The sequence below is a fragment of the Veronia nyctiphanis genome, assembly GCF_004116385.1.
Lineage (GTDB): Bacteria > Pseudomonadota > Gammaproteobacteria > Enterobacterales > Vibrionaceae > Veronia > Veronia nyctiphanis.
This window is the reverse complement of record NZ_PEIB01000001.1, coordinates 16,833-36,217: the sequence shown is the minus strand read 5'-3', so window position 1 is coordinate 36,217 and position 19,385 is coordinate 16,833. Positions and strand designations below refer to the sequence as shown.

Here is a 19,385-nt window from a genome sequence, read left to right as displayed (position 1 = left end):
TAATAAGGCATGCAGCGCTCAAATTTAAGTTAGCCCTCAACAAAAAAGCTGACAAGCCTTTTGCCGACTGTCAGCTCTTTTCGTTGCTTAATTTTGCTGCGCGTCACTATTTCGGGGGGTGACAAGCTCTATTCCCAGCGGATTATTCTGCAATGCAAGGGTCAGTACATCATCAATCCAACGTACTGGATGAATTGATAAATCTGCTTTTACGTTGTCAGGAATCTCTTCCAGATCACGCTCGTTCTCTTTCGGGATCACAACGGTTTTAATTCCACCACGGTGTGCAGCTAGCAGTTTCTCTTTCAATCCACCAATGGGTAAAACTTCACCGCGTAAAGTGATTTCGCCTGTCATGGCCACTTCCGCTTTCACCGGGTTGCCGGTCAAAGACGACACCAATGCGGTACACATTGCAATACCTGCGCTTGGACCATCTTTTGGTGTGGCGCCTTCAGGGACGTGAACGTGAATATCACGCTTCTCGTAGAAATCACTGGCAATACCTAGCTTGTCAGCACGGCTACGTACCACTGTCATTGCAGCCTGAATAGACTCCTGCATGACATCACCAAGAGAGCCTGTTTGCGTCAACTTACCTTTACCAGGTACAGACTCGGTTTCAATCGTCAGCAAATCGCCGCCTACCTGCGTCCACGCAAGACCCGTTACAAGACCGATACGGTTTTCCTCATCGGCTTTACCGTAGTCGTAACGCTGGACACCGAGGTAATTTTTCAGGTTGTCGCCGGTGATGGTCAATGTCTTGATATCTTTATCAAGCAGAATCTCTTTCACTGCTTTACGGCAAAGTTTTGAGATTTCGCGTTCAAGACTACGCACACCCGCTTCTCGCGTGTAGTAACGAATAATGCCAATGATTGCAGAGTCTTCAATCATCACTTCAGCAGGCTTTAGGCCATTTCGCTTAATTTGCTTCTCAACAAGGTGCTGCTTCGAAATGTTGAGTTTTTCATCTTCGGTATAACCCGACAGACGAATCACTTCCATACGGTCAAGCAGAGGCCCAGGAATGTCCATTGAGTTTGACGTAGCAACGAACATGACATCAGACAGGTCGTAATCGACCTCCAGATAGTGGTCGTTAAACGCATTGTTCTGTTCTGGGTCAAGAACCTCAAGCAATGCTGACGACGGGTCACCGCGCATGTCAGAGGACATCTTGTCGATTTCATCTAAAAGGAAAAGTGGGTTCTTAACGCCAACTTTCGCCATTTTCTGGATAAGTTTACCCGGCAGAGAGCCAATGTAAGTACGACGGTGACCACGAATCTCCGCTTCGTCACGCACGCCACCCAACGCCATACGCGTATACTTACGACCAGTGGCACGGGCGATAGATTGCCCCAGTGAGGTCTTACCCACACCTGGAGGACCAACAAGGCACAGGATTGGACCCTTAAGCTTGTTTACACGGTTTTGCACCGCTAAGTACTCTACAATGCGTTCTTTAACACGTTCTAGGCCATAGTGATCGGCATTGAGGATTTCTTCCGCTTTTGCCAAATCTTTTTTCACTTTAGAGCGTTTCGCCCAAGGAACACTGACCATCCAATCGATGTAGCTGCGCACAACCGTTGCTTCGGCTGACATTGGCGACATCATTTTCAGCTTTTGTAGCTCTTGCTCAGTCTTTTCTCTGGCTTCCTGAGGCATTTTCGCCTCGTCGATTTTCTTTTGAAGCGTTTCAAACTCATCAGGCGCATCATCCAGCTCTCCAAGTTCTTTCTGGATAGCTTTCATCTGCTCGTTTAGGTAATACTCGCGCTGGCTCTTTTCCATCTGCTTTTTGACACGGCTGCGAATACGCTTTTCAACTTGCAGCAAGTCAATCTCTGACTCCATCATTGTCATCAGGAATTCGAGACGATCAGCAACGTCAAAGATTTCGAGTACTTGTTGCTTATCCTGAAGTTTCAATGGCATATGAGCAGCAATGGTATCAGCAAGGCGTGCGGCCTCATCGATACCATTCATTGATGTCAGTACTTCTGGCGGGATCTTTTTATTCAGCTTTATAAAGCCTTCAAACTGACTGATCGCAGTACGAACTAAAACTTCCTGCTCACGCTCATCCATTTCTGGCGTTGCGAGGTACTGAGCATCGGCAACGAAAAAGTCGTTATCAGAGAATTTTTTGATTTCTGCGCGCTGAAGGCCTTCCACCAGCACTTTCACCGTACCGTCTGGCAGTTTCAGTAATTGAAGAATGGTTGCTACTGTGCCCACTTCGTAGAGGTCAGAGACAGTAGGCTCGTCAGTTGCTGAGTCTTTTTGAGCAACTAACAGAATTTGTTTATCGTCGTCCATGGCTGCTTCAAGACAACGGATTGATTTTTCCCTGCCAACAAACAGAGGAATTACCATATGAGGGTACACTACCACATCGCGCAGTGGCAGGACCGGAATCTCAATGCTCTCGGAACGCTCCAAGTTCATACTTATCTCTCTTCCGCTTTTCGTAATTATTGAGTATATGGGGTCGGATAAGCCGTATTCAATGCCAAAGTGACACTATAGTGGCCGTTATTTGACAAAAAAGGAGCTTTCGCCTCCTTTCTACTATCCTGATACCTCATGCGAAGGTAAAGGGCTTAGCTTGCGTATGGTTACTCAGCACCTGCAGCTTGATTGTCGTTTGCTTCGTAAATCAACAGGGGATCAGATTCACCTTTGATTACTGACTCGTCGATAACCACTTTGCTGACGTCTTTCGACGACGGCAAGTCGTACATGGTTTCAAGTAAGACTGCCTCAACGATTGAACGGAGTCCACGTGCACCGGTCTTTCTCTCCATCGCTTTGTGTGCAATAGCAGTCAGCGCATCGTCGCGGAATTCAAGTTCAACACCGTCGATGTCGAGTAGCGCAGCATACTGCTTGGTCAGTGCATTTTTAGGTTCTTTGAGAATCTGCACTAATGCAGCTTCATCAAGTTCACCCAGCGTTGCTGTCACTGGCAAACGACCAATGAACTCTGGGATCAAACCATACTTGACCAAATCTTCTGGCTCAACCTGACTGAACAGATCACTGAGTGACGCCTCTTCTTCCTGAGAACGCACTTCAGCGCCAAAGCCAATACCAGAACCTTTAGAGACGCGCTGGTCAACGACTTTGTCGAGACCTGCGAATGCACCACCACAGACGAATAAGATCTTCGACGTGTCTACCTGCAGGAATTCCTGCTGTGGATGCTTACGCCCACCCTGAGGTGGAACCGAAGCAATCGTTCCTTCAACTAGCTTCAACAGCGCTTGCTGAACCCCTTCACCTGACACATCGCGGGTGATTGACGGGTTATCAGACTTGCGTGAAATCTTATCGATTTCATCAATGTAGACAATACCACGCTCGGCTTTTGCTACATCGTAGTCGCACTTTTGTAGGAGCTTCTGGATTATGTTCTCAACATCTTCACCAACGTAACCCGCTTCGGTCAGCGTTGTTGCGTCAGCCATAGTGAATGGAACATCAAGGAACCTTGCAAGTGTCTCTGCAAGCAACGTTTTACCGCTACCTGTAGGGCCTATCAGCAAGATGTTACTCTTGCCAAGCTCAACACCTTCTTTATTGGTGTCGCCATTGCTCAAGCGTTTGTAGTGGTTATATACCGCAACAGACAGTACTTTTTTCGCCTGCGACTGACCAATTACATAATCATCAAGGTGAGCACGGATTTCATGTGGAGTAGGAAGCTGATTGCTATCACGCTTCGGCATCACTTCTTTTATCTCTTCGCGGATAATGTCGTTGCACAAATCAACACATTCATCGCAGATATAAACAGAAGGTCCGGCAATTAATTTGCGTACTTCATGCTGGCTTTTGCCGCAGAAGGAGCAGTAGAGCAATTTACCGCTGCCACCATCTTTACGCTTATCTGTCATTAGCTATCCTCTTTGTGGCGTTTACCCGTTATTGCCATGTTTTGAGTCTATAACACTTCGGGGTAAATTTCCGAGATGTGATGAGCTCAATTATTGGAACCAGTGTAGGTAAACGCGCTAAACTTCTGACTGGATTACTTATGAACGCTTATTGAGCACATCATCGACAAGACCATAATCCATCGCATCCTGCGAAGACATAAAGTTGTCGCGATCTGTATCACGTTCGATTATTTCCAGTGGCTGACCAGTGTGTTCTGCCAGCAATTTGTTCAGTTTTTCTTTGATGGTCAAAATTTCCTGAGCATGGATCTGAATGTCAGATGCCTGGCCTTGGAAACCGCCCAGAGGCTGGTGAATCATCACACGCGAGTTAGGCAGACAAAAACGCTTGCCTTTCGCACCACCAGCTAGCAAGAATGCGCCCATCGAGCACGCCTGCCCCATACACACCGTACTTACATCAGGTTTAATGTACTGCATGGTATCGTAAATAGACATACCTGCTGTTACAGAGCCGCCTGGCGAGTTGATGTACAGGAAAATATCCTTATCGGGATTTTCAGATTCCAGGAACAACAACTGAGCAACCACTAAGTTGGCCATATGATCTTCAACCTGACCCGTCAGGAAAATCACCCGCTCTTTGAGCAAACGGGAGTAGATATCGTAAGAACGTTCACCGCGGGATGTTTGTTCCACGACCATGGGCACCAATGCATCCATGATTGAAGGCATACCGTTTTTTTCTTGATAGCTCATAATATTAAGTCCCTAAAAATAAATGGCCCGAATGAAAAACTTCATACGGACCATTGTTATCAGAAGAGTGAATTCTAAGTCAAATGTCCACTCTACAATTCTAGCACTTAAGCTTGAGCTGGGTTCATCAGCTCGGAAAATGCTTGCTCTTTTTCTGATACTTTCGCTTTGCCCAGAAGCGCGTCAATCGCTTGCTCTTCAAGAGCAACGTTGCGCATGTTGTCCATGAGTTTTTCGTCTTTCTCGTAATAAGAAACAACTTCTGTTGGATCTTCGTAAGCAGATGCCATTTCAGTGATCAGTGCTTTAACACGCTCGTCGTCAGCTTTCAGCTCTTCAGACTTGATCACTTCACCCAGCAGCAGGCCAACAACTACACGACGCTTAGCTTGCTCTTGGAACAGCTCAGCTGGCAGCTCTGGCGCGTTATCAGCGTTGCCGCCGAAACGTTGAACAGCTTGTTGACGCAGAACATTCACTTCTTGGTCAATCAGAGCAGCTGGAACGTCGATATCGTTTTGCTCTACCAGACCATTCAGCACTTGCTCTTTAATGTTGTTCTTAACCGCTTGCTTCAGTTCACGGTCCATGTTTTTGCGAACTTCTGCTTTCAGGCCGTCAACAGAACCGTCAGCCACACCGAAACGCTGAACGAACTCTTCAGTCAGTTCTGGCAGTGCCTGCGCTTCAACTTTGTGCAGTTTGATTTCAAACTTCGCTGCTTTACCTTTCAGGTTTTCAGCGTGGTAATCCTCTGGGAAGTTAACTTCGATTGAGAACTCGTCGCCCGCTTTCTTACCAGCTAGACCGTCTTCGAAACCAGGGATCATACGACCTTGGCCCATTTCCAGTGCGAAGCCATCAGCTTTACCGCCTTCGAACTCTTCGCCGTCGATAGAACCAACAAAGTCCATAGTTACACGGCTGTTCGCTTCAGCAGCTGCATCAACTTCTGACCACTCTGCTTGTTGCTTACGCAGTGTGTCGATCATCTCTGCAACGTCTTCGTCTTTCACTTCCGCTTTTGGCTTAGCAACTTCGATGCTCTCCAGGCCTTTCAGTTCGATTTCTGGGTAAACTTCGAAGGACGCTTTGAAGACCAAGTCTTTGCCTTCTTCATTGTCAACTGGCGCGAAAGTTGGTGCGCCTGCTGGGTTGATTTTCTCTTTGATGATCGCTTCGATGAAGTGGCGTTGCATCACTTCACCCATCACGTCCATACGTACCGCTTTGCCGTACATGCGAGAAACCATTTTCAAAGGCACTTTGCCTTTACGGAAACCATCGAAACGACGATTTTTAGCAATGTTGCGCAATTCAGCGGTTACAGCGTCTTCGATGTTAGAAGCCGGAACAGTGATGGTCAGGTGGCGCTCTAGGCCTTCTGTGGTTTCAACGGTAACTTGCATTTTTAATTAAACCTCAAAACTTACTCAGGGTATCTGAGTGATGCTACCAAGCTCAGGGCCGTTAGCATCCTTTCGTGTCACAGCATGTAACCATGCAATGACGCCTGTGAATAGGGATACGCAGCGCGTTTTCTGCTGGTATCAGTTTGCTCCCAAACCGGGAGCCAAAAATTAAGACGCGCCATTATAGCGGCACCATTCGACCGAGTCGAGACAGGCCAGCGCTATCGCAATGTTTCTGTGAAATGGGGACACATTTCGCCCTTTCAAGGGAGTATTTAAAATTTATTGTCCGTTTTTGTCGACTAAATCCCGTTTGACTCTGCGTTACCTTCAACAAACAGCAAAAGTTATCACGGTAAAATGAAAAGCCTCTCAAAACGTGGTGGTCGACATGGCTCTGCGCAAAACGCCTCGTCATAGTGAGGGCATTATACTAGTCAAGAAACACAAACCAGAGAAAAATAAAACAAGATGCTCACAAGGAGAGACTATGAGCTGGATAAAAACCGTAAGCTACGAAGATGCTACTGGACCTCTAAAAAAACTTTACGACAAAGTAAAAGGACCAGATAACAATGTAGACAACATCATGCTGGCACACAGCTTACGCCCACATACCATGGAAGGTCACATGACTATCTATAAGTATGTGCTCCACCATCCACGAAATACGGTTCCAAAATGGTTCCTGGAAGCCATTGGTGTTTACGTCAGTTACCTCAACCGTTGCAGTTACTGTTTTGAGCACCACTACGCGGGCATGCAACGTTTGCTGGCAGAGAAAGGCGAGCATCCTCCTCATTACGCTGACAGAATTAAACAATCGCTCAAGACACACCAATTCGACGATGCATTCGACACCAAGCATGCGAAGGTGTTCGACTATGTGCGCGTCCTCACGACATCACCCAGTAATGTTGGGAAACGCGATGTCGAAAAACTGCTTGCTCTTGGTTGGAGTGACGGCGAGGTACTGGAGATTAACCAAGTGACAGCCTACTTTGCCTATGCAAACCGCACTGTGACTGGGCTAGGTATCAATACTGACGGTGACATTTTAGGGTTATCGCCCAACGATGGCGAAGCGCTCGATAACTGGAATCACAGTTAATTCACGTATCAAAGAGATTCAGTTAGCTCACTACTCGCAGTGGGCTTTCTCAGTCAACGAAAAGAAAAAAGATACCGTCAGGCCTACGAATCCTTATGAGAGGGGGCTTTTAGCAATTTCGTTTTAGGTATTTACTCGGGGAGGTAGTCAAGAAATGGCACGCCCTACAGGATTCGAACCTGTGACCCACGGCTTAGAAGGCCGTTGCTCTATCCAACTGAGCTAAGGGCGCACATTTGAAGGTGCTCCGAAGCAGTTAGCCCCGAAACACAGCTGAATTATATAGACAGGTTCATGCCCGTCAACGGTTTTCCTTACAATTTCCTTCTAACCGTCTAATAAATAGACATTAGCGCAATAATGCCGTGCTAATAGACATGGCTGGTCTCGCCAGTGAGGACGTTTTCTTTACTAATAGACAACAAAGCATGGAATTCCAAAAATTTAGGTGAATATATTAGTCATGGAGGCCAATAGGTCGGCACTTTTATTGTTTTCTCTGTAAAAGCGGCCCTTTAGAGATAGAAGATTTATTTGCCTAATGAGTCCGTAACCTTCTGTTCTTATTGAAAGGGATACACACTAATTGTTTAGAGCTAGAAACATTATCTAACGTCACACAAACGACGACTAAAAGCCCATAACTCGTATTAACTATTCTAATGACTGAAATGAATTTAATTCACTTTACGGCCTACAAGTTGACCACCATAATCCGCGCGCTAAACAACCTGAGCGTATGGCGACCGCCTAAACCTCAAGACTAACAACCCTCTGATTTCGGATTAAAAACGTGAAAGCAAACCCGCTATCTCTCGATGTGGGCAACAGCACTTTTGTCCCTGTTGCCAGCCTAAGCCTTTTTGCTCTGGCATCAGGATATTTGATGAGCCTGGTTCCACTCGCATTGGAAAGCCACGGCCTATCTACAGATCTGGCTGCGTGGCTGGCGAGCATTTACTATTTCGGCCTATTAGTGGGTGCCTTACTGAGTGCAAACGTTGTTTCAAGACTCGGGCACCGCTCAGCATTAATCATGTTTTTAACCGTTATTGCAATAACGGTTGCGGTAATGGCTATTTTTATCAACAAACCTGTTTGGTTATTTGCTCGGTTCGTTGCAGGTATTGCTGTGGCTGGTGTGTTTGTTGTTATCGAATCTTGGCTTCTAATGGCTGATACAGAGAAAGCGCGCTCAAAAAGACTTGGCCTATATATGGCTTCGCTATACGGCGGCACAGCATTTGGCCAACTGGGAATCGGCTTTTTTGGTGTTGAGGGCACGCTTCCTTTTGCGTTGATTGTGGCAATGATGGCATTGGCGACCTTACCTCCTTTACTGAAGAGACAGTCGCAACCGAAAGATGTGTCACACAGCCCAATCAAATTGAAAGAGTTGAAAACACTGCCGTTGGCTGCATTCATTGGCTGTATCGTTTCCGGCTTATTGATGGGTGTGGTTTACGGTTTGCTGCCTCTGGAGCTGGGACGTCGTTTCAGCAATAGCGATCAGATTGGAACACTGATGTCTGTCGTTATTTTGGGAGGCATGATGGTACAACCTTTGGTGAGCTGGCTAAATGCTCGCTTTGCCAAGCGTTTGTTGATGGCGATGTTTAGCCTAATCGGTGGTTTGGCGATCGCAATGATTGAAGTAGCAACCCACCCTGTTGGTATGGTTATTAGCCTATTTATATTGGGTGCGGCCACGTTTGCCCTCTACCCGATAGCAATTACGCTGGCGTGCCAATCAATAAACAGGAATCAGATTGTAGCGGCGACCGAACTGATGCTCTTAAGCTACAGTATTGGTTCAGTGATTGGCCCAGCACTGGCAAAAGGTTGGGTTGTTCAAACTAATGATTTAATGGGCTACTTCGGTATTGGTTTTGCAGTAACTTTCGGCTACATGCTGGTCGCGTGGCTTCGTACCCCTGCAGTTGTGGTTCAGCCAAAGCCAATTGCTGAAGTCGAGCATGTAAAAGTCGATATCTAAATTTACCTGAGAATATAATGGGTGCGCGCTGAGCGCGCCCTTTGATTCGTCCCGCCAATCAAAAACAAGTAGCCTTTCTCTTTATCACAGCCACTCTAATGAGAAACACTTTACCTAGCTACTATTCCACTCGATGATTCAAGAAAATCGCCGCCTCTATATGTAGATGACTTTTCAAGTGGGTTGATGGAAAGAACGCTGATAACACTCTAATCTCAATTAAGAGACTCGAAAATGAGACTTAAATCATATTTGTTGAGGTTTTGTTGTTATGCAATCAAAGAAGTTTGTGCTTTTGAGCATTTACCTACTGTTATCAGCCAGCTTACAAGGCTGCTTCCTCACAAACGGGCCGACTCAATTCGCCGATGAAAAAACCGCCCCTGACCTAAACTACCTACCCATCGGTATTCCGTTTGTGCTTGGTGGCTTTGGGTCGAGTGTACCTCTCACCGAAGAACTAAGCCTGACTGCCAAGCACGTTGCCCAGTATGATTTTAGTGAAGTCGTTGCCTATCACCCCAATTGCGACGTAGCGATAATCAAAGCCGATAATAGCGATAAAAAACTGCCCCTACTTGGTAAAGTATTTCCAAACGACAACCTTAATGTCTACGGCTTTGGGATGACAGGAAAAGTTATTACGGGCAAAGGCAAATACTTTTTAGACGTCAACTTCCTAGACAGTGCCATTTTCAAAAAGTGTCCGGCAAGCATCACCGATGCGCCCATTCAGTCGGGAATGAGTGGCGGCGGTGTCTATAACGAGAAAGGACATTTGGTCGGTATCATCTCAGGTATGTCTGGCTCAGGTTTTAAAGTGCTCGGTCAGCAAGACCTTGGTAACAAGAGAACCAGCGTGTTCATCTCAAGCCTCTTTATAAAAGGCTGGCTTCAATACACCGTCGATAAGTACCACGGTAAGAAAATCGCCCTATTCGCTGATGACAATGCCTCAGGTGCACTTGTTATCTCGCGGCCATAGTGAGATGGAATTGATAATGAGGCTTGGGTAAAAGAAGCCATTATATGGGGATGACCATTCGCACTCAGGCAATTCATGTTTACGCATAAAAAGCAAAAAGCAAACGTTTGCCCTATGGATATTACGCCTCGTTTTTGACAAAATACGCACCAGTTACCCTTCCTCAATTTTGCCAAAGGAAAACCATGGCCGCCCAAATTATCGATGGAAAACTGATCGCTCAAACCGTCAGACAAGAAGTAGCAGCCCGCGTAAAAGCCAGAACAGATGCAGGACTGAGAGCACCCGGCTTAGCCGTTGTTCTTGTTGGTGACAATCCGGCCTCTCAGGTTTACGTCGGAAATAAAACCCGAGCTTGTGAAGAAGTCGGTTTTGTTTCGAAATCCTACGACTTACCCGCGTCAACAACAGAAGACGCTCTGCTTTCTCTCATCGACGAGCTAAATGCAGACGCCGAAATAGACGGTATTTTGGTGCAGTTACCATTACCTGCACAAATGGATCCGGTGAATGTCCTTGAGCGCATTGCTCCAGACAAAGATGTCGATGGTTTTCATCCGTATAACGTTGGTCGACTTAGCCAACGCATACCTCTGCTGCGTTCATGCACACCAAAGGGAATTATCACGCTGCTAGAAAGGTACAATATTGCCGCCCGTGGCAAGCACGCTGTGGTTGTCGGAGCTTCCAATATCGTTGGTCGCCCAATGACACTTGAGCTTCTCCTAGCGGGAAGTACCACAACAACATGTCACCGGTTTACTAAAGATTTGGAAGGGCATGTGCGTCAGGCTGATATTCTTGTGGTCGCAGTGGGGAAACCTAACTTTATTCCTGGCGATTGGATCAAACCAGGCGCAGTGGTCATCGATGTCGGTATTAATAGACTAGATGACGGCACACTTGTGGGTGATGTTGAATACGACGTAGCAAGAGAACACGCAAAACACATCACACCAGTACCCGGAGGTGTGGGGCCAATGACAGTCGCTATGCTGATAGAAAACACGCTGATGGCATGCGAACAGTTTCACTCCTAAACAATGTAAAAGCCGACACCATGTCGGCTTTTACATTCATCTCAAGAGCTCTCTCACTAAATATATCTCCTACCTGTAGCGTCCGATAGCAATCAAATCCGTAGTATCACTTACAAATCAATCAGTTAATAAATATCTCACTCATCATAAAACCATAATTGTAAGATGTGTCCCTTTGCGTTGATTCTTTAGTTTCAACATAAAGCGTGATTCATGTATCATTTAGCGTTCTATTTAAATTTGAAAATACATGCCAGGCATAGATTTTAAGCAAATGATAAATGAAAGCATTTAATGCAAAAAAACGTATGATTGACTCTCCTCGCAAAACGCCCAGTGTGACACATTATACGCATCATATTCGTTTAAAATTGCCAAAAAAATAAGACATCACAAAACTAATTGTTGGCTAGACAAAGGCGGAACAACGTATGTTGCTCAATACCCCATTTTTAATAACTACAAGCTTTATAGTGTCACTTTTTTGTCTTCTCATCGTCAGGGAAATGGCAAAAAAAGTAGGATTGGTAGACAAACCCAATCAGCGTAAACATCACCAAGGTGTCATACCTTTAGTCGGTGGCATTGCTGTCTGTATGACTATCGTGATTTATTTGCTTGCTCAATATTCACTATCAGAAGAACATTTGAGCCAATCACCTATCTATCTACTATGCGCAATTACGCTCACAGTGATTGGTGCGTTAGACGATAAATATGACGTCAGCTATAAAACACGCATCATCATTCAGGCAGTATTGGCCGCGATTATGATGTTTTTTGCCGATCTTGCGCTGGTACAGCTAGGGGATATGTTTGCTATCGGAAACATTGACCTAGGCATCTTCGGGTTGCTGATTACTGTGTTTGCGGTAATTGGGGCCATTAATGCATTCAATATGGTAGACGGCATTGATGGGTTACTCGGCGGGCTTTCCATTGTGACCTTCTCTGGGCTTGCCTACCTCTTTAAAGGGTATGAAAGCACCGCACTCCTTTTTGAGTTTTGCCTTATTATCATTGCAGCGCTGATACCCTATGTATTGTTAAACCTTGGACTTCTTGGCAGAAAACGAAAAGTCTTTATGGGTGATGCGGGAAGCATGCTGATTGGTTTTACTGTGATTTGGTTACTGTTGAGCGGCAGCCAAATAGCGAATGAGCAGGGACACACTACAATGCGACCTGTTACCGCACTTTGGTTAATCGCTCTTCCGCTGATGGATATGGCAGCCATCATGATGAGACGAATTAAGCGAGGTGACTCACCTTTCCAGCCTGATCGTGAACACTTACATCACATATGCCAACGTATTGGCTTGTCATCAGTGCAAACGCTCGTTGCAATTTGCTCCCTGGCGTCATTTTTCGTTTGTATAGGCTTGCTTGGTGAGGCTTACGCCATCAGTGAAGGAATTATGTTTTACGGGTTTATAGCCGTATTTCTGGGCTATTACTTCTTACTCGCACACGTCTGGAAGTTCACTCGCTTTATCCGAAAATTTACAAAACAGACTGATTACACCTATCAACAAGAAAGTTAATCACATCTTTCAGCGTAACGACCTCCGGGAATATCCCCGGGGGTGTTCAATCCAGCACAGCGTTATCTCCACTTTCTCCCCTCACTAAAAACATGTCTTTTATTTCTTCACAGTATTAGTCGCTCAAGCAGCAAACTGGCCTTTAATATCAGAGCTCATATCAAGCCAAACAGCAGCCACAGATTTAACTTGATACTTTCTTCAAGCTGGAGGATATACTGAAGCAGTAAGAGTCAGTGCTTTTTTAGAGTTAATAATTTTGAGGGAAAGGAAGTCTAGCGAAAGTTTTCATTGGGAAAGTGAAAAGGGGAAAAGTCGAAGTGGTATTGAGTTGAGCATGAGCGCTTTTTAGTTAGGTTTACTTCCCTCTGCCATTAGTGAATGAAATAAACAGAGGGAAAAGAGACTTCTATTAATTACCGCAGGCATACCCCTATACATCTTGAGTTGAATCGCCAATCAATACTCGCTCGACCTCGCTTTATACACAGCAATCCCCTTTAAACACAGTATTCCAATCAAAATAGCGACAGTGTTAATCACTGCATCTCCCCACCTTCCATCGCGATGAACGAGATAAAAATGCTGAACCAGTTCAGATGCGATACCGCAGACAAATAAAATACACCATAAAACATGCGCATAGTCTTTAGGGATGAATAGACCAAGCCAGCACGTCGCGATAAAAAATAGAGCAAAATGAAAGAACCAGTCACCATGACCGTAAAAAAATGTGGTTCCATTAATACCCAGAGAACCAAGACCAACGTTGCTAAAAAGAGAGAGCACACCTAAGGTCAACACTAATGCCATAGCACCTTGTCTAATCAATTTAATCGCGTTAACTGACAAAAGTTACACCTATAAAATCAGAGAAGTACAATGAATAATTACACTGCATAAAAACAAAGAGCAGCCTCTGCTGCTCTTGTAAACTACGACTAAAAACGCCATCGAGATAACAAACAATAAAGGCTATTTATCGTCGGGATACCCTTCAGGGTTTTGCGATTGCCATCGCCATGTGTCACGAGCGATGTCAGTCAGAGAACGCGTTGTTTTCCAACCAAGTTCTTTTTCAGCTTTTGAGGCATCAGCAAAATATTCTGCCAAGTCGCCGGCTCTGCGCGCACTCACGACAAATGGAATGTCCTTGCCGGAAGCTTCTGAGAAAGCAGAAATCATCTCGAAGACACTTTTACCGTCACCAGAACCGAGGTTGTATGTATGAATACCAGCGACATTGCCAGCTTTTTGTAATGCCGCAATATGCCCAGAGGCCAGATCGTCAACATGAATATAATCTCTTACGCCGCTGCCATCACGTGTCGGATAGTCATCACCGAATACCGAAAGGCTCTCTCTTCGACCCACTGCGACTTGAGAGATAAATGGCATCAGGTTATTGGGAATTCCTTGCGGGTCTTCGCCCATAGTGCCAGAGGGGTGTGAACCAACGGGGTTAAAGTAGCGAAGCAAGGTAATGCTCCAATCCGGATTGGCATGTTGAAAATCCGTCAGGCACTCTTCTACCATTAACTTAGATCGGCCGTAAGGACTCGATGCTCCTCTAGGAAACTCCTCGTTCATGGGTTGAATATCTGACTCGGCATAAACGGTTGCAGACGAGCTAAATATTAGCTTATTGACGCCAACCTCTCTCATGGCATCAAGCAAGACAAGCGTACCATTGACGTTGTTGTCATAGTATTCCAGCGGCTTTTCTACTGATTCACCAACGGCTTTCAGACCCGCGAAGTGAATGACAGCTTCAATATTTTCACTTTGCAGCAACTCAACTAACAACGCTTTGTCTCTGATATCCCCCTGATAAAACGTTGGCCTTTTATCGGTTAACGCTTCGATACGTACGAGAACAGCTTGTTTGCTGTTAGTGAGGTTATCGAGTATCACCGGGTTAAGACCAGCTTCAATCATTTGTACACAGGTATGGCTGCCAATATACCCCATACCACCAGTGACCAGAACATTCATATCTTTTCCTCAAACAAAAAAAGGAGCGATAACGCCCCTTAAATTACCCAACCAGTACTATTTTTTATAGATATTTTCGTAACAATAGTTGGTTGCTTCAATAAACCCTTCGACACTGCCACAGTCGAAGCGCTTACCTTTAAATTTATATGCCAGCACACAGCCATTTTTCGCTTGCTCAAGCAGCGCATCGGTAATTTGGATCTCTCCACCTTTACCTGGCACTGTGTTTTCAAGTATTTCAAAGATATCGGGAGTTAGCACATAGCGACCAATAATGGCCAGGTTGCTTGGCTCAGTGCCGGGCTCAGGCTTCTCAACCATATCCGTAACACGAATAATGCTATCGGTCAGTGGCTCACCCGCAATGACACCATATTTATGTGTTTCTTCGCGGGGTACTTCTTCTACTGCGACAATTGTACAGCGGAATTGCTTGTACAACGCAGCCATTTGGGCCAGTACACCTTGCTCTTCATTGATACACAAGTCATCCGCCAGCACAACAGCAAACGGGTTGTCACCAACTAACTCGCGGCCTGTTAAAATTGCATGACCCAAGCCCTTCATTTCACGTTGACGGATGTAGGTGAAGTTCGCAGAGTCAATGACATCACGAATATCATTTAACAGCGCTTCCTTGGCGGTACCCGAGATTTGATGCTCCAGCTCATAGTTCATATCAAAATGATCCATCAGCGCATGCTTACCACGACCTGTCACAATTGCCATATCAGTCATACCCGCCTGAATAGCCTCATCAACGCCATATTCAATAAGCGGCTTATTAACGATAGGCATCATCTCTTTTGGCATGGACTTGGTTGCTGGTAAAAAGCGCGTCCCGTAGCCAGCTGCCGGGAATAAACATTTTTTAATCATAAATATCTTCTGTAATAATATGTCCGTAATGGACTGATTATTTTGTGTAAGTTGATTTGTATTCTCAAATATTAAGGAACTAGATATAAACTAGTCGCTACCGAATAGATCGCGGGTATATACCTTGTCAGCGACGTCATTCAGCTCTTCTGCCATCCTGTTTGAAACAATTACATCAGATTTTTCCTTAAACGTATCAAAGTCGCTTATGACTTCTGAATGGAAAAAATCACTTTCCTTAAGCACTGGCTCATAAACCACAACTTGGACTCCTTTAGCTTTAATACGTTTCATAATTCCTTGAATTGATGAAGCACGGAAATTATCTGAACCAGATTTCATTATTAAGCGGTAAATTCCTACTACCTTTGGATTCTTTCGTAAAATAGACTCTGCTATAAAGTCCTTTCGAGTGGTATTCGCATCTACAATAGCCTGGATAATATTATTTGGGACATCCGCATAGTTTGCCCGAAGTTGTTTTGTATCTTTTGGCAAACAGTAACCACCATAGCCAAATGAGGGGTTATTATAATGACGACCAATACGAGGATCGAGACCAACACCTTCTATCATCTGACGTGAATCCAGTCCATGGGCCTCAGCAAAGGAGTCCAGCTCATTAAAATACGCAACCCGCATAGCGAGATAGGTATTTGAAAAAAGCTTGACGGCTTCTGCCTCAGTTGGGCCAGTGAACAAAACGTCTATATCATTCTTTTCCGCACCTTCAACTAAAAGGTCCGCAAAAGTTTGAGCCCGTTTACTTCTATCGCCGATAATGATACGAGAAGGATAGAGGTTGTCATACAGTGCTTTGCCTTCGCGCAAGAATTCAGGGGAGAAAATAATGTTATCATAATCCAGTTCTTTTTTTATGCGCTTTGTGTAACCAACAGGGACAGTCGATTTTATCACGATCGTTGCATTACTGTTAATCGATATAACATCAGAAATTACTGCTTCAACAGAAGAAGTATTGAAGTTGTTTGTAATAACATCATAATCAGTCGGTGTAGCTACAATAATATACTCTGCACCTTCGTAAGCTCTGAATTTATCCAAGGTCGCATGAAAGTTTAGTTGCTTTTTCTTCAAGAAATATTCAATCTCTCTATCAGCGATAGGTGAGATTCTATTATTTAATAACTGTACTTTATCTTTGACAATATCAACAGCAACCACTTCGTGATTTTGTGCTAATAACATTGCATTAGACAGACCAACGTAGCCGGTTCCAGCAATTGCGATTTTCATTATCAGTAATACCCAATTTATTAGTCAAAAGGTCTATTTAAGGGCCTTTAATACAAAAAAAACACGAAGTTACTTTCGAAACACGCTCGCCATGCATAGTTGAAAAATAATGGGATAGAGTTAAAAAAATCTATTTTTTCAATCTTACGATATATTTGCCATTGACGAATTGCCTTCTTAAACTTGTTTCTTGAGATCGAGTTTGGAGTAATGCGGTAGTAAGTCAAAACTATTGGTATAGGATGGGCATTTTCACCGGTTCTCAGCAAGTTAAGCCATAGTGCATAATCCTGACCTGTACGTAAATTAGGTAAGGATATATCATTAAATGCAGTCTTATCTAACATAACAGTCGAACAACCTAACGTTGCTTTTTTTCGCAACATATCTTGATAAGATAATGGAAGCTTTTGATTTAAGTCAACGACTTTGGAACTTAAATCGCCACTAACATTAACCAGTTGGTATGCTGTAAAACTAAATGAAACTCTATTTTCCAACATGAATTTAATTTGAGTTGTTAGCTTATTTGGTAGCCAAAGATCGTCACCATCAATAAATGCTAAGAACCTACCAGATGACAACTCTATTGAGTTGTTGCGACATACAGCAGCGCCTGAATTAATATCTGTTTTAGATAGAACTATTCTATCATCTTTATTAGCCAAGTCTCTAAGTACTGTAAATGTATCGTCTGTTGAGTTATCGTCTGTAACAACCCACTCCCAATGTTTATATTCTTGGTTAACGATAGATTCATATACATCACGAATGAATTTAGAACAGTTATAGGTTGGAGTTATTATTGAAACCAGTGGTTGCTCATACATTCTTTTTACTATCCTTTACTTTAGCCTTCTCACACAAATTAACAGTATTACTTTCATAATGTCCTGACGCAACCGATGCAGGTCCAATGAGGGCCCCTTCACCAATAAATGTTCCGGCAGTAACCGTTGTATTACTCGCAATCCAAGCACCCGTATATATACGAATAGGTCTAGTTTCAGACTTTCCAAATCGATAACTATTTGAGTCTTTTACTTTAGTATGGTTCCCCGAAACAAGGACAGAGTTAAAGCCCACCATTACCTCATCGCCCAAATCTATGGAGTCTCTTGCTGCGATTACTACTCCATGTGCAATATATACATCTTTTCCGACGATTATATTTTCAAGCCCTAACAAAAGAGCAGAGCTTGATACTTGAAAATTTGCTCCGGCACGTTTCATCGCTATCGAATAAAGCCACCCTCTAAACTTCATTATTACAGGTGCATCAGGCAAAAAAAACAACCCCATCCTTATAAACCAACCATATATTAAGACTACTTTATTTTTCATATATCACATTCTCTAAGACACTAAACCAATAGTTTTTATCTGAAACATGCTTCATATCTCTTGCTCCACTGGCGAGCTCTTTATAAAGAGCAGTATCTTGATGAATACATTTAACTGCCTTGGTGATACTTTGCTTCGAAACACTTTTCAAGAGCAAGCAATTTTCTTTATCTATCACAAAAGCTTTCACACCACCCGCATCGCTAACAATAACTGGCTTTCCGTAGCTCCACGCTTCCATTATTACTCTAGGGAATCCTTCGTAACTATTCTTTGAAGGAACAACGATACAATCAGTTCTGTTAATTACATTTGAAAGTTCAGAGTGAGAAATCTGACCAAGAAACTCAACATTCTTATATTTAGATTTAAGATAGGCATATTCACTACCATCGCCAGCAACAGAGAGAGAAAGGTTTTTAAGTTCAGGCGAAGAGAATGCTTCACACAGTTCAAATATACCTTTGTCTGCTTGTAACCTTCCAATGAAAAGAAAGCTTGAGCATATGGTATTGGACGAATCACCCAATAGAATCTGGTTAGGTTGAACGAGTAAATCAACAAACTGATGGGTATTTACACTGAACTTTTTACAGAACTTGTAAAGCACATCCCCTGTACAAAGGTTTATAGTGTTTCTGTGCGATGAAATCTTTTTAGCTAAATACCTGATAACGAATGAAAACGCGAGTCCTAATATCTTTTCTTTTTTCGAGTATTTATCATTCTTCCATCCTTGCATCGCATTTGCGCACATGTGATTGACTAACTTCTTATCTTTTTTTAATGCACACAAGGCAAAGATTAAACTACCTAAAGACGGGTTTCTTACCCAAACAAAATCGCATTCTTGATTATCGATGATTTCATTACATCTATGAATGTATCTTTTTAAATAGGACGGATCTCTAATAGAGCGAAGTACGAAACTTTTAATCGAATCAAATTTAGGGACGCCAAAGAAATTTTTAGAACTTACATGACTACTCCATCCTGTAGGAGGACTACCATCTTCATATGGTGATACAACAAAAATATTATCTTTACCAAACACTTCCTGTAAGAACAGTGCTGACGTTGGTTTAGCATAGTAATTATCACAATTTTTTACGTAAGCCTCGGAGAGGCATGCTAGAATTCTCATAA

At 43.8% G+C, this 19,385-nt stretch carries 16 protein-coding genes and 1 tRNA gene; 5 read left to right on the top strand and 12 right to left on the bottom strand.

All coding sequences use genetic code 11. From position 1 onward, the window contains the following. Window positions 1-87 precede the first annotated feature (87 nt). The 4 genes from lon to tig all read right to left on the bottom strand — a co-directional run bounded on the left by lon (window position 88) and on the right by tig (window position 6,082). Window positions 88-2,460 carry an endopeptidase La gene (gene lon, locus CS022_RS00160; protein ID WP_129120597.1) on the bottom strand — a complete coding sequence of 791 codons (2,373 nt, stop codon included), beginning with the start codon at window positions 2,458-2,460 and terminating at the stop codon, window positions 88-90. Window positions 2,461-2,630: 170 nt separating this feature from the next. After that, window positions 2,631-3,911: an ATP-dependent protease ATP-binding subunit ClpX gene (gene clpX / locus CS022_RS00155; protein WP_129120596.1), complete on the bottom strand. Its 1,281-nt coding sequence runs from the start codon at window positions 3,909-3,911 to the stop codon at window positions 2,631-2,633. 138 nt (window positions 3,912-4,049) lie between these two features. After that, complete coding sequence (clpP, locus tag CS022_RS00150; protein ID WP_129120595.1) at window positions 4,050-4,673, bottom strand: ATP-dependent Clp endopeptidase proteolytic subunit ClpP; 624 nt, start codon at window positions 4,671-4,673, stop codon at window positions 4,050-4,052. 107 nt (window positions 4,674-4,780) lie between these two features. Continuing rightward, entirely contained in the window at window positions 4,781-6,082 is a 1,302-nt protein-coding gene (gene tig, locus CS022_RS00145; protein ID WP_129120594.1) for a trigger factor, read from the bottom strand. Window positions 6,083-6,575: 493 nt separating this feature from the next. On the opposite strand from tig, the gene CS022_RS00140 reads away from it, so the two are divergent. Beyond that, entirely contained in the window at window positions 6,576-7,196 is a 621-nt protein-coding gene (locus tag CS022_RS00140; protein ID WP_129120593.1) for a carboxymuconolactone decarboxylase family protein, read from the top strand. 155 nt (window positions 7,197-7,351) lie between these two features. Here the strand turns inward: CS022_RS00140 and CS022_RS00135 are convergent. Further along, window positions 7,352-7,428 (bottom strand) — tRNA-Arg (locus CS022_RS00135). Window positions 7,429-7,989: 561 nt separating this feature from the next. Between CS022_RS00135 and CS022_RS00130 the strand changes: the two genes are divergently transcribed. From CS022_RS00130 to wecA, 4 genes are all read left to right on the top strand, one after another. Next, the gene (locus tag CS022_RS00130) at window positions 7,990-9,192 is read left to right on the top strand and encodes an MFS transporter (RefSeq protein ID WP_235869162.1); all 1,203 of its coding nucleotides are present in this window, start codon (window positions 7,990-7,992) and stop codon (window positions 9,190-9,192) included. Between the two features lie 271 nt (window positions 9,193-9,463). Continuing rightward, a complete protein-coding gene (locus CS022_RS00125; protein WP_129120592.1) occupies window positions 9,464-10,177 on the top strand; it encodes a S1 family peptidase in 714 nt (237 codons plus the stop codon). A 185-nt stretch (window positions 10,178-10,362) separates the two neighbouring features. Beyond that, a complete protein-coding gene (gene folD / locus CS022_RS00120) occupies window positions 10,363-11,217 on the top strand; it encodes a bifunctional methylenetetrahydrofolate dehydrogenase/methenyltetrahydrofolate cyclohydrolase FolD (RefSeq protein ID WP_129120591.1) in 855 nt (284 codons plus the stop codon). Window positions 11,218-11,648: 431 nt separating this feature from the next. Further along, window positions 11,649-12,761, top strand: a complete 1,113-nt coding sequence (gene wecA / locus CS022_RS00115; protein ID WP_129120590.1) for a UDP-N-acetylglucosamine--undecaprenyl-phosphate N-acetylglucosaminephosphotransferase — start codon at window positions 11,649-11,651, stop codon at window positions 12,759-12,761. A 459-nt stretch (window positions 12,762-13,220) separates the two neighbouring features. On the opposite strand, the gene CS022_RS00110 is transcribed toward wecA, so the two are convergent. The 7 genes from CS022_RS00110 to CS022_RS00080 form a co-directional block, all read right to left on the bottom strand. Beyond that, window positions 13,221-13,613: a VanZ family protein gene (locus tag CS022_RS00110; RefSeq protein WP_145964495.1), complete on the bottom strand. Its 393-nt coding sequence runs from the start codon at window positions 13,611-13,613 to the stop codon at window positions 13,221-13,223. A 123-nt stretch (window positions 13,614-13,736) separates the two neighbouring features. Next, window positions 13,737-14,756, bottom strand: coding sequence for a UDP-glucose 4-epimerase GalE (gene galE, locus CS022_RS00105; protein ID WP_129120588.1), 1,020 nt, complete (start codon window positions 14,754-14,756; stop codon window positions 13,737-13,739). Between the two features lie 57 nt (window positions 14,757-14,813). Further along, on the bottom strand, window positions 14,814-15,638 hold the full coding sequence (gene galU, locus CS022_RS00100; RefSeq protein ID WP_129120587.1) for a UTP--glucose-1-phosphate uridylyltransferase GalU: 825 nt from the start codon (window positions 15,636-15,638) through the stop codon (window positions 14,814-14,816). Between the two features lie 90 nt (window positions 15,639-15,728). Continuing rightward, complete coding sequence (locus CS022_RS00095) at window positions 15,729-16,895, bottom strand: nucleotide sugar dehydrogenase (protein WP_129120586.1); 1,167 nt, start codon at window positions 16,893-16,895, stop codon at window positions 15,729-15,731. Window positions 16,896-16,942: 47 nt separating this feature from the next. Next, window positions 16,943-17,725 carry a glycosyltransferase family 2 protein gene (locus CS022_RS00090; RefSeq protein ID WP_129120585.1) on the bottom strand — a complete coding sequence of 261 codons (783 nt, stop codon included), beginning with the start codon at window positions 17,723-17,725 and terminating at the stop codon, window positions 16,943-16,945. Further along, complete coding sequence (locus tag CS022_RS00085; protein WP_129120584.1) at window positions 17,718-18,239, bottom strand: acyltransferase; 522 nt, start codon at window positions 18,237-18,239, stop codon at window positions 17,718-17,720. Before CS022_RS00085 ends, CS022_RS00090 begins: the two co-directional genes overlap by 8 nt. Beyond that, window positions 18,229-19,383, bottom strand: a complete 1,155-nt coding sequence (locus tag CS022_RS00080) for a glycosyltransferase family 4 protein (RefSeq protein ID WP_129120583.1) — start codon at window positions 19,381-19,383, stop codon at window positions 18,229-18,231. Before CS022_RS00080 ends, CS022_RS00085 begins: the two co-directional genes overlap by 11 nt. Window positions 19,384-19,385: the final 2 nt, after the last annotated feature.

Bases quoted from the DNA above. Each gene is read 5' to 3' on its own strand.
- lon (WP_129120597.1), bottom strand. From the start codon at position 2,460: ATGAACTTGGAGCGTTCCGAGAGCATTGAGATTCCGGTCCTGCCACTG.
- clpX (WP_129120596.1), bottom strand. From the start codon at position 3,911: ATGACAGATAAGCGTAAAGATGGTGGCAGCGGTAAATTGCTCTACTGC.
- clpP (WP_129120595.1), bottom strand. From the start codon at position 4,673: ATGAGCTATCAAGAAAAAAACGGTATGCCTTCAATCATGGATGCATTG.
- tig (WP_129120594.1), bottom strand. From the start codon at position 6,082: ATGCAAGTTACCGTTGAAACCACAGAAGGCCTAGAGCGCCACCTGACC.
- CS022_RS00140 (WP_129120593.1), top strand. From the start codon at position 6,576: ATGAGCTGGATAAAAACCGTAAGCTACGAAGATGCTACTGGACCTCTA.
- CS022_RS00125 (WP_129120592.1), top strand. From the start codon at position 9,464: ATGCAATCAAAGAAGTTTGTGCTTTTGAGCATTTACCTACTGTTATCA.
- folD (WP_129120591.1), top strand. From the start codon at position 10,363: ATGGCCGCCCAAATTATCGATGGAAAACTGATCGCTCAAACCGTCAGA.
- wecA (WP_129120590.1), top strand. From the start codon at position 11,649: ATGTTGCTCAATACCCCATTTTTAATAACTACAAGCTTTATAGTGTCA.
- galE (WP_129120588.1), bottom strand. From the start codon at position 14,756: ATGAATGTTCTGGTCACTGGTGGTATGGGGTATATTGGCAGCCATACC.
- galU (WP_129120587.1), bottom strand. From the start codon at position 15,638: ATGATTAAAAAATGTTTATTCCCGGCAGCTGGCTACGGGACGCGCTTT.
- CS022_RS00095 (WP_129120586.1), bottom strand. From the start codon at position 16,895: ATGAAAATCGCAATTGCTGGAACCGGCTACGTTGGTCTGTCTAATGCA.
- CS022_RS00090 (WP_129120585.1), bottom strand. From the start codon at position 17,725: ATGTATGAGCAACCACTGGTTTCAATAATAACTCCAACCTATAACTGT.
- CS022_RS00085 (WP_129120584.1), bottom strand. From the start codon at position 18,239: ATGAAAAATAAAGTAGTCTTAATATATGGTTGGTTTATAAGGATGGGG.
- CS022_RS00080 (WP_129120583.1), bottom strand. From the start codon at position 19,383: ATGAGAATTCTAGCATGCCTCTCCGAGGCTTACGTAAAAAATTGTGAT.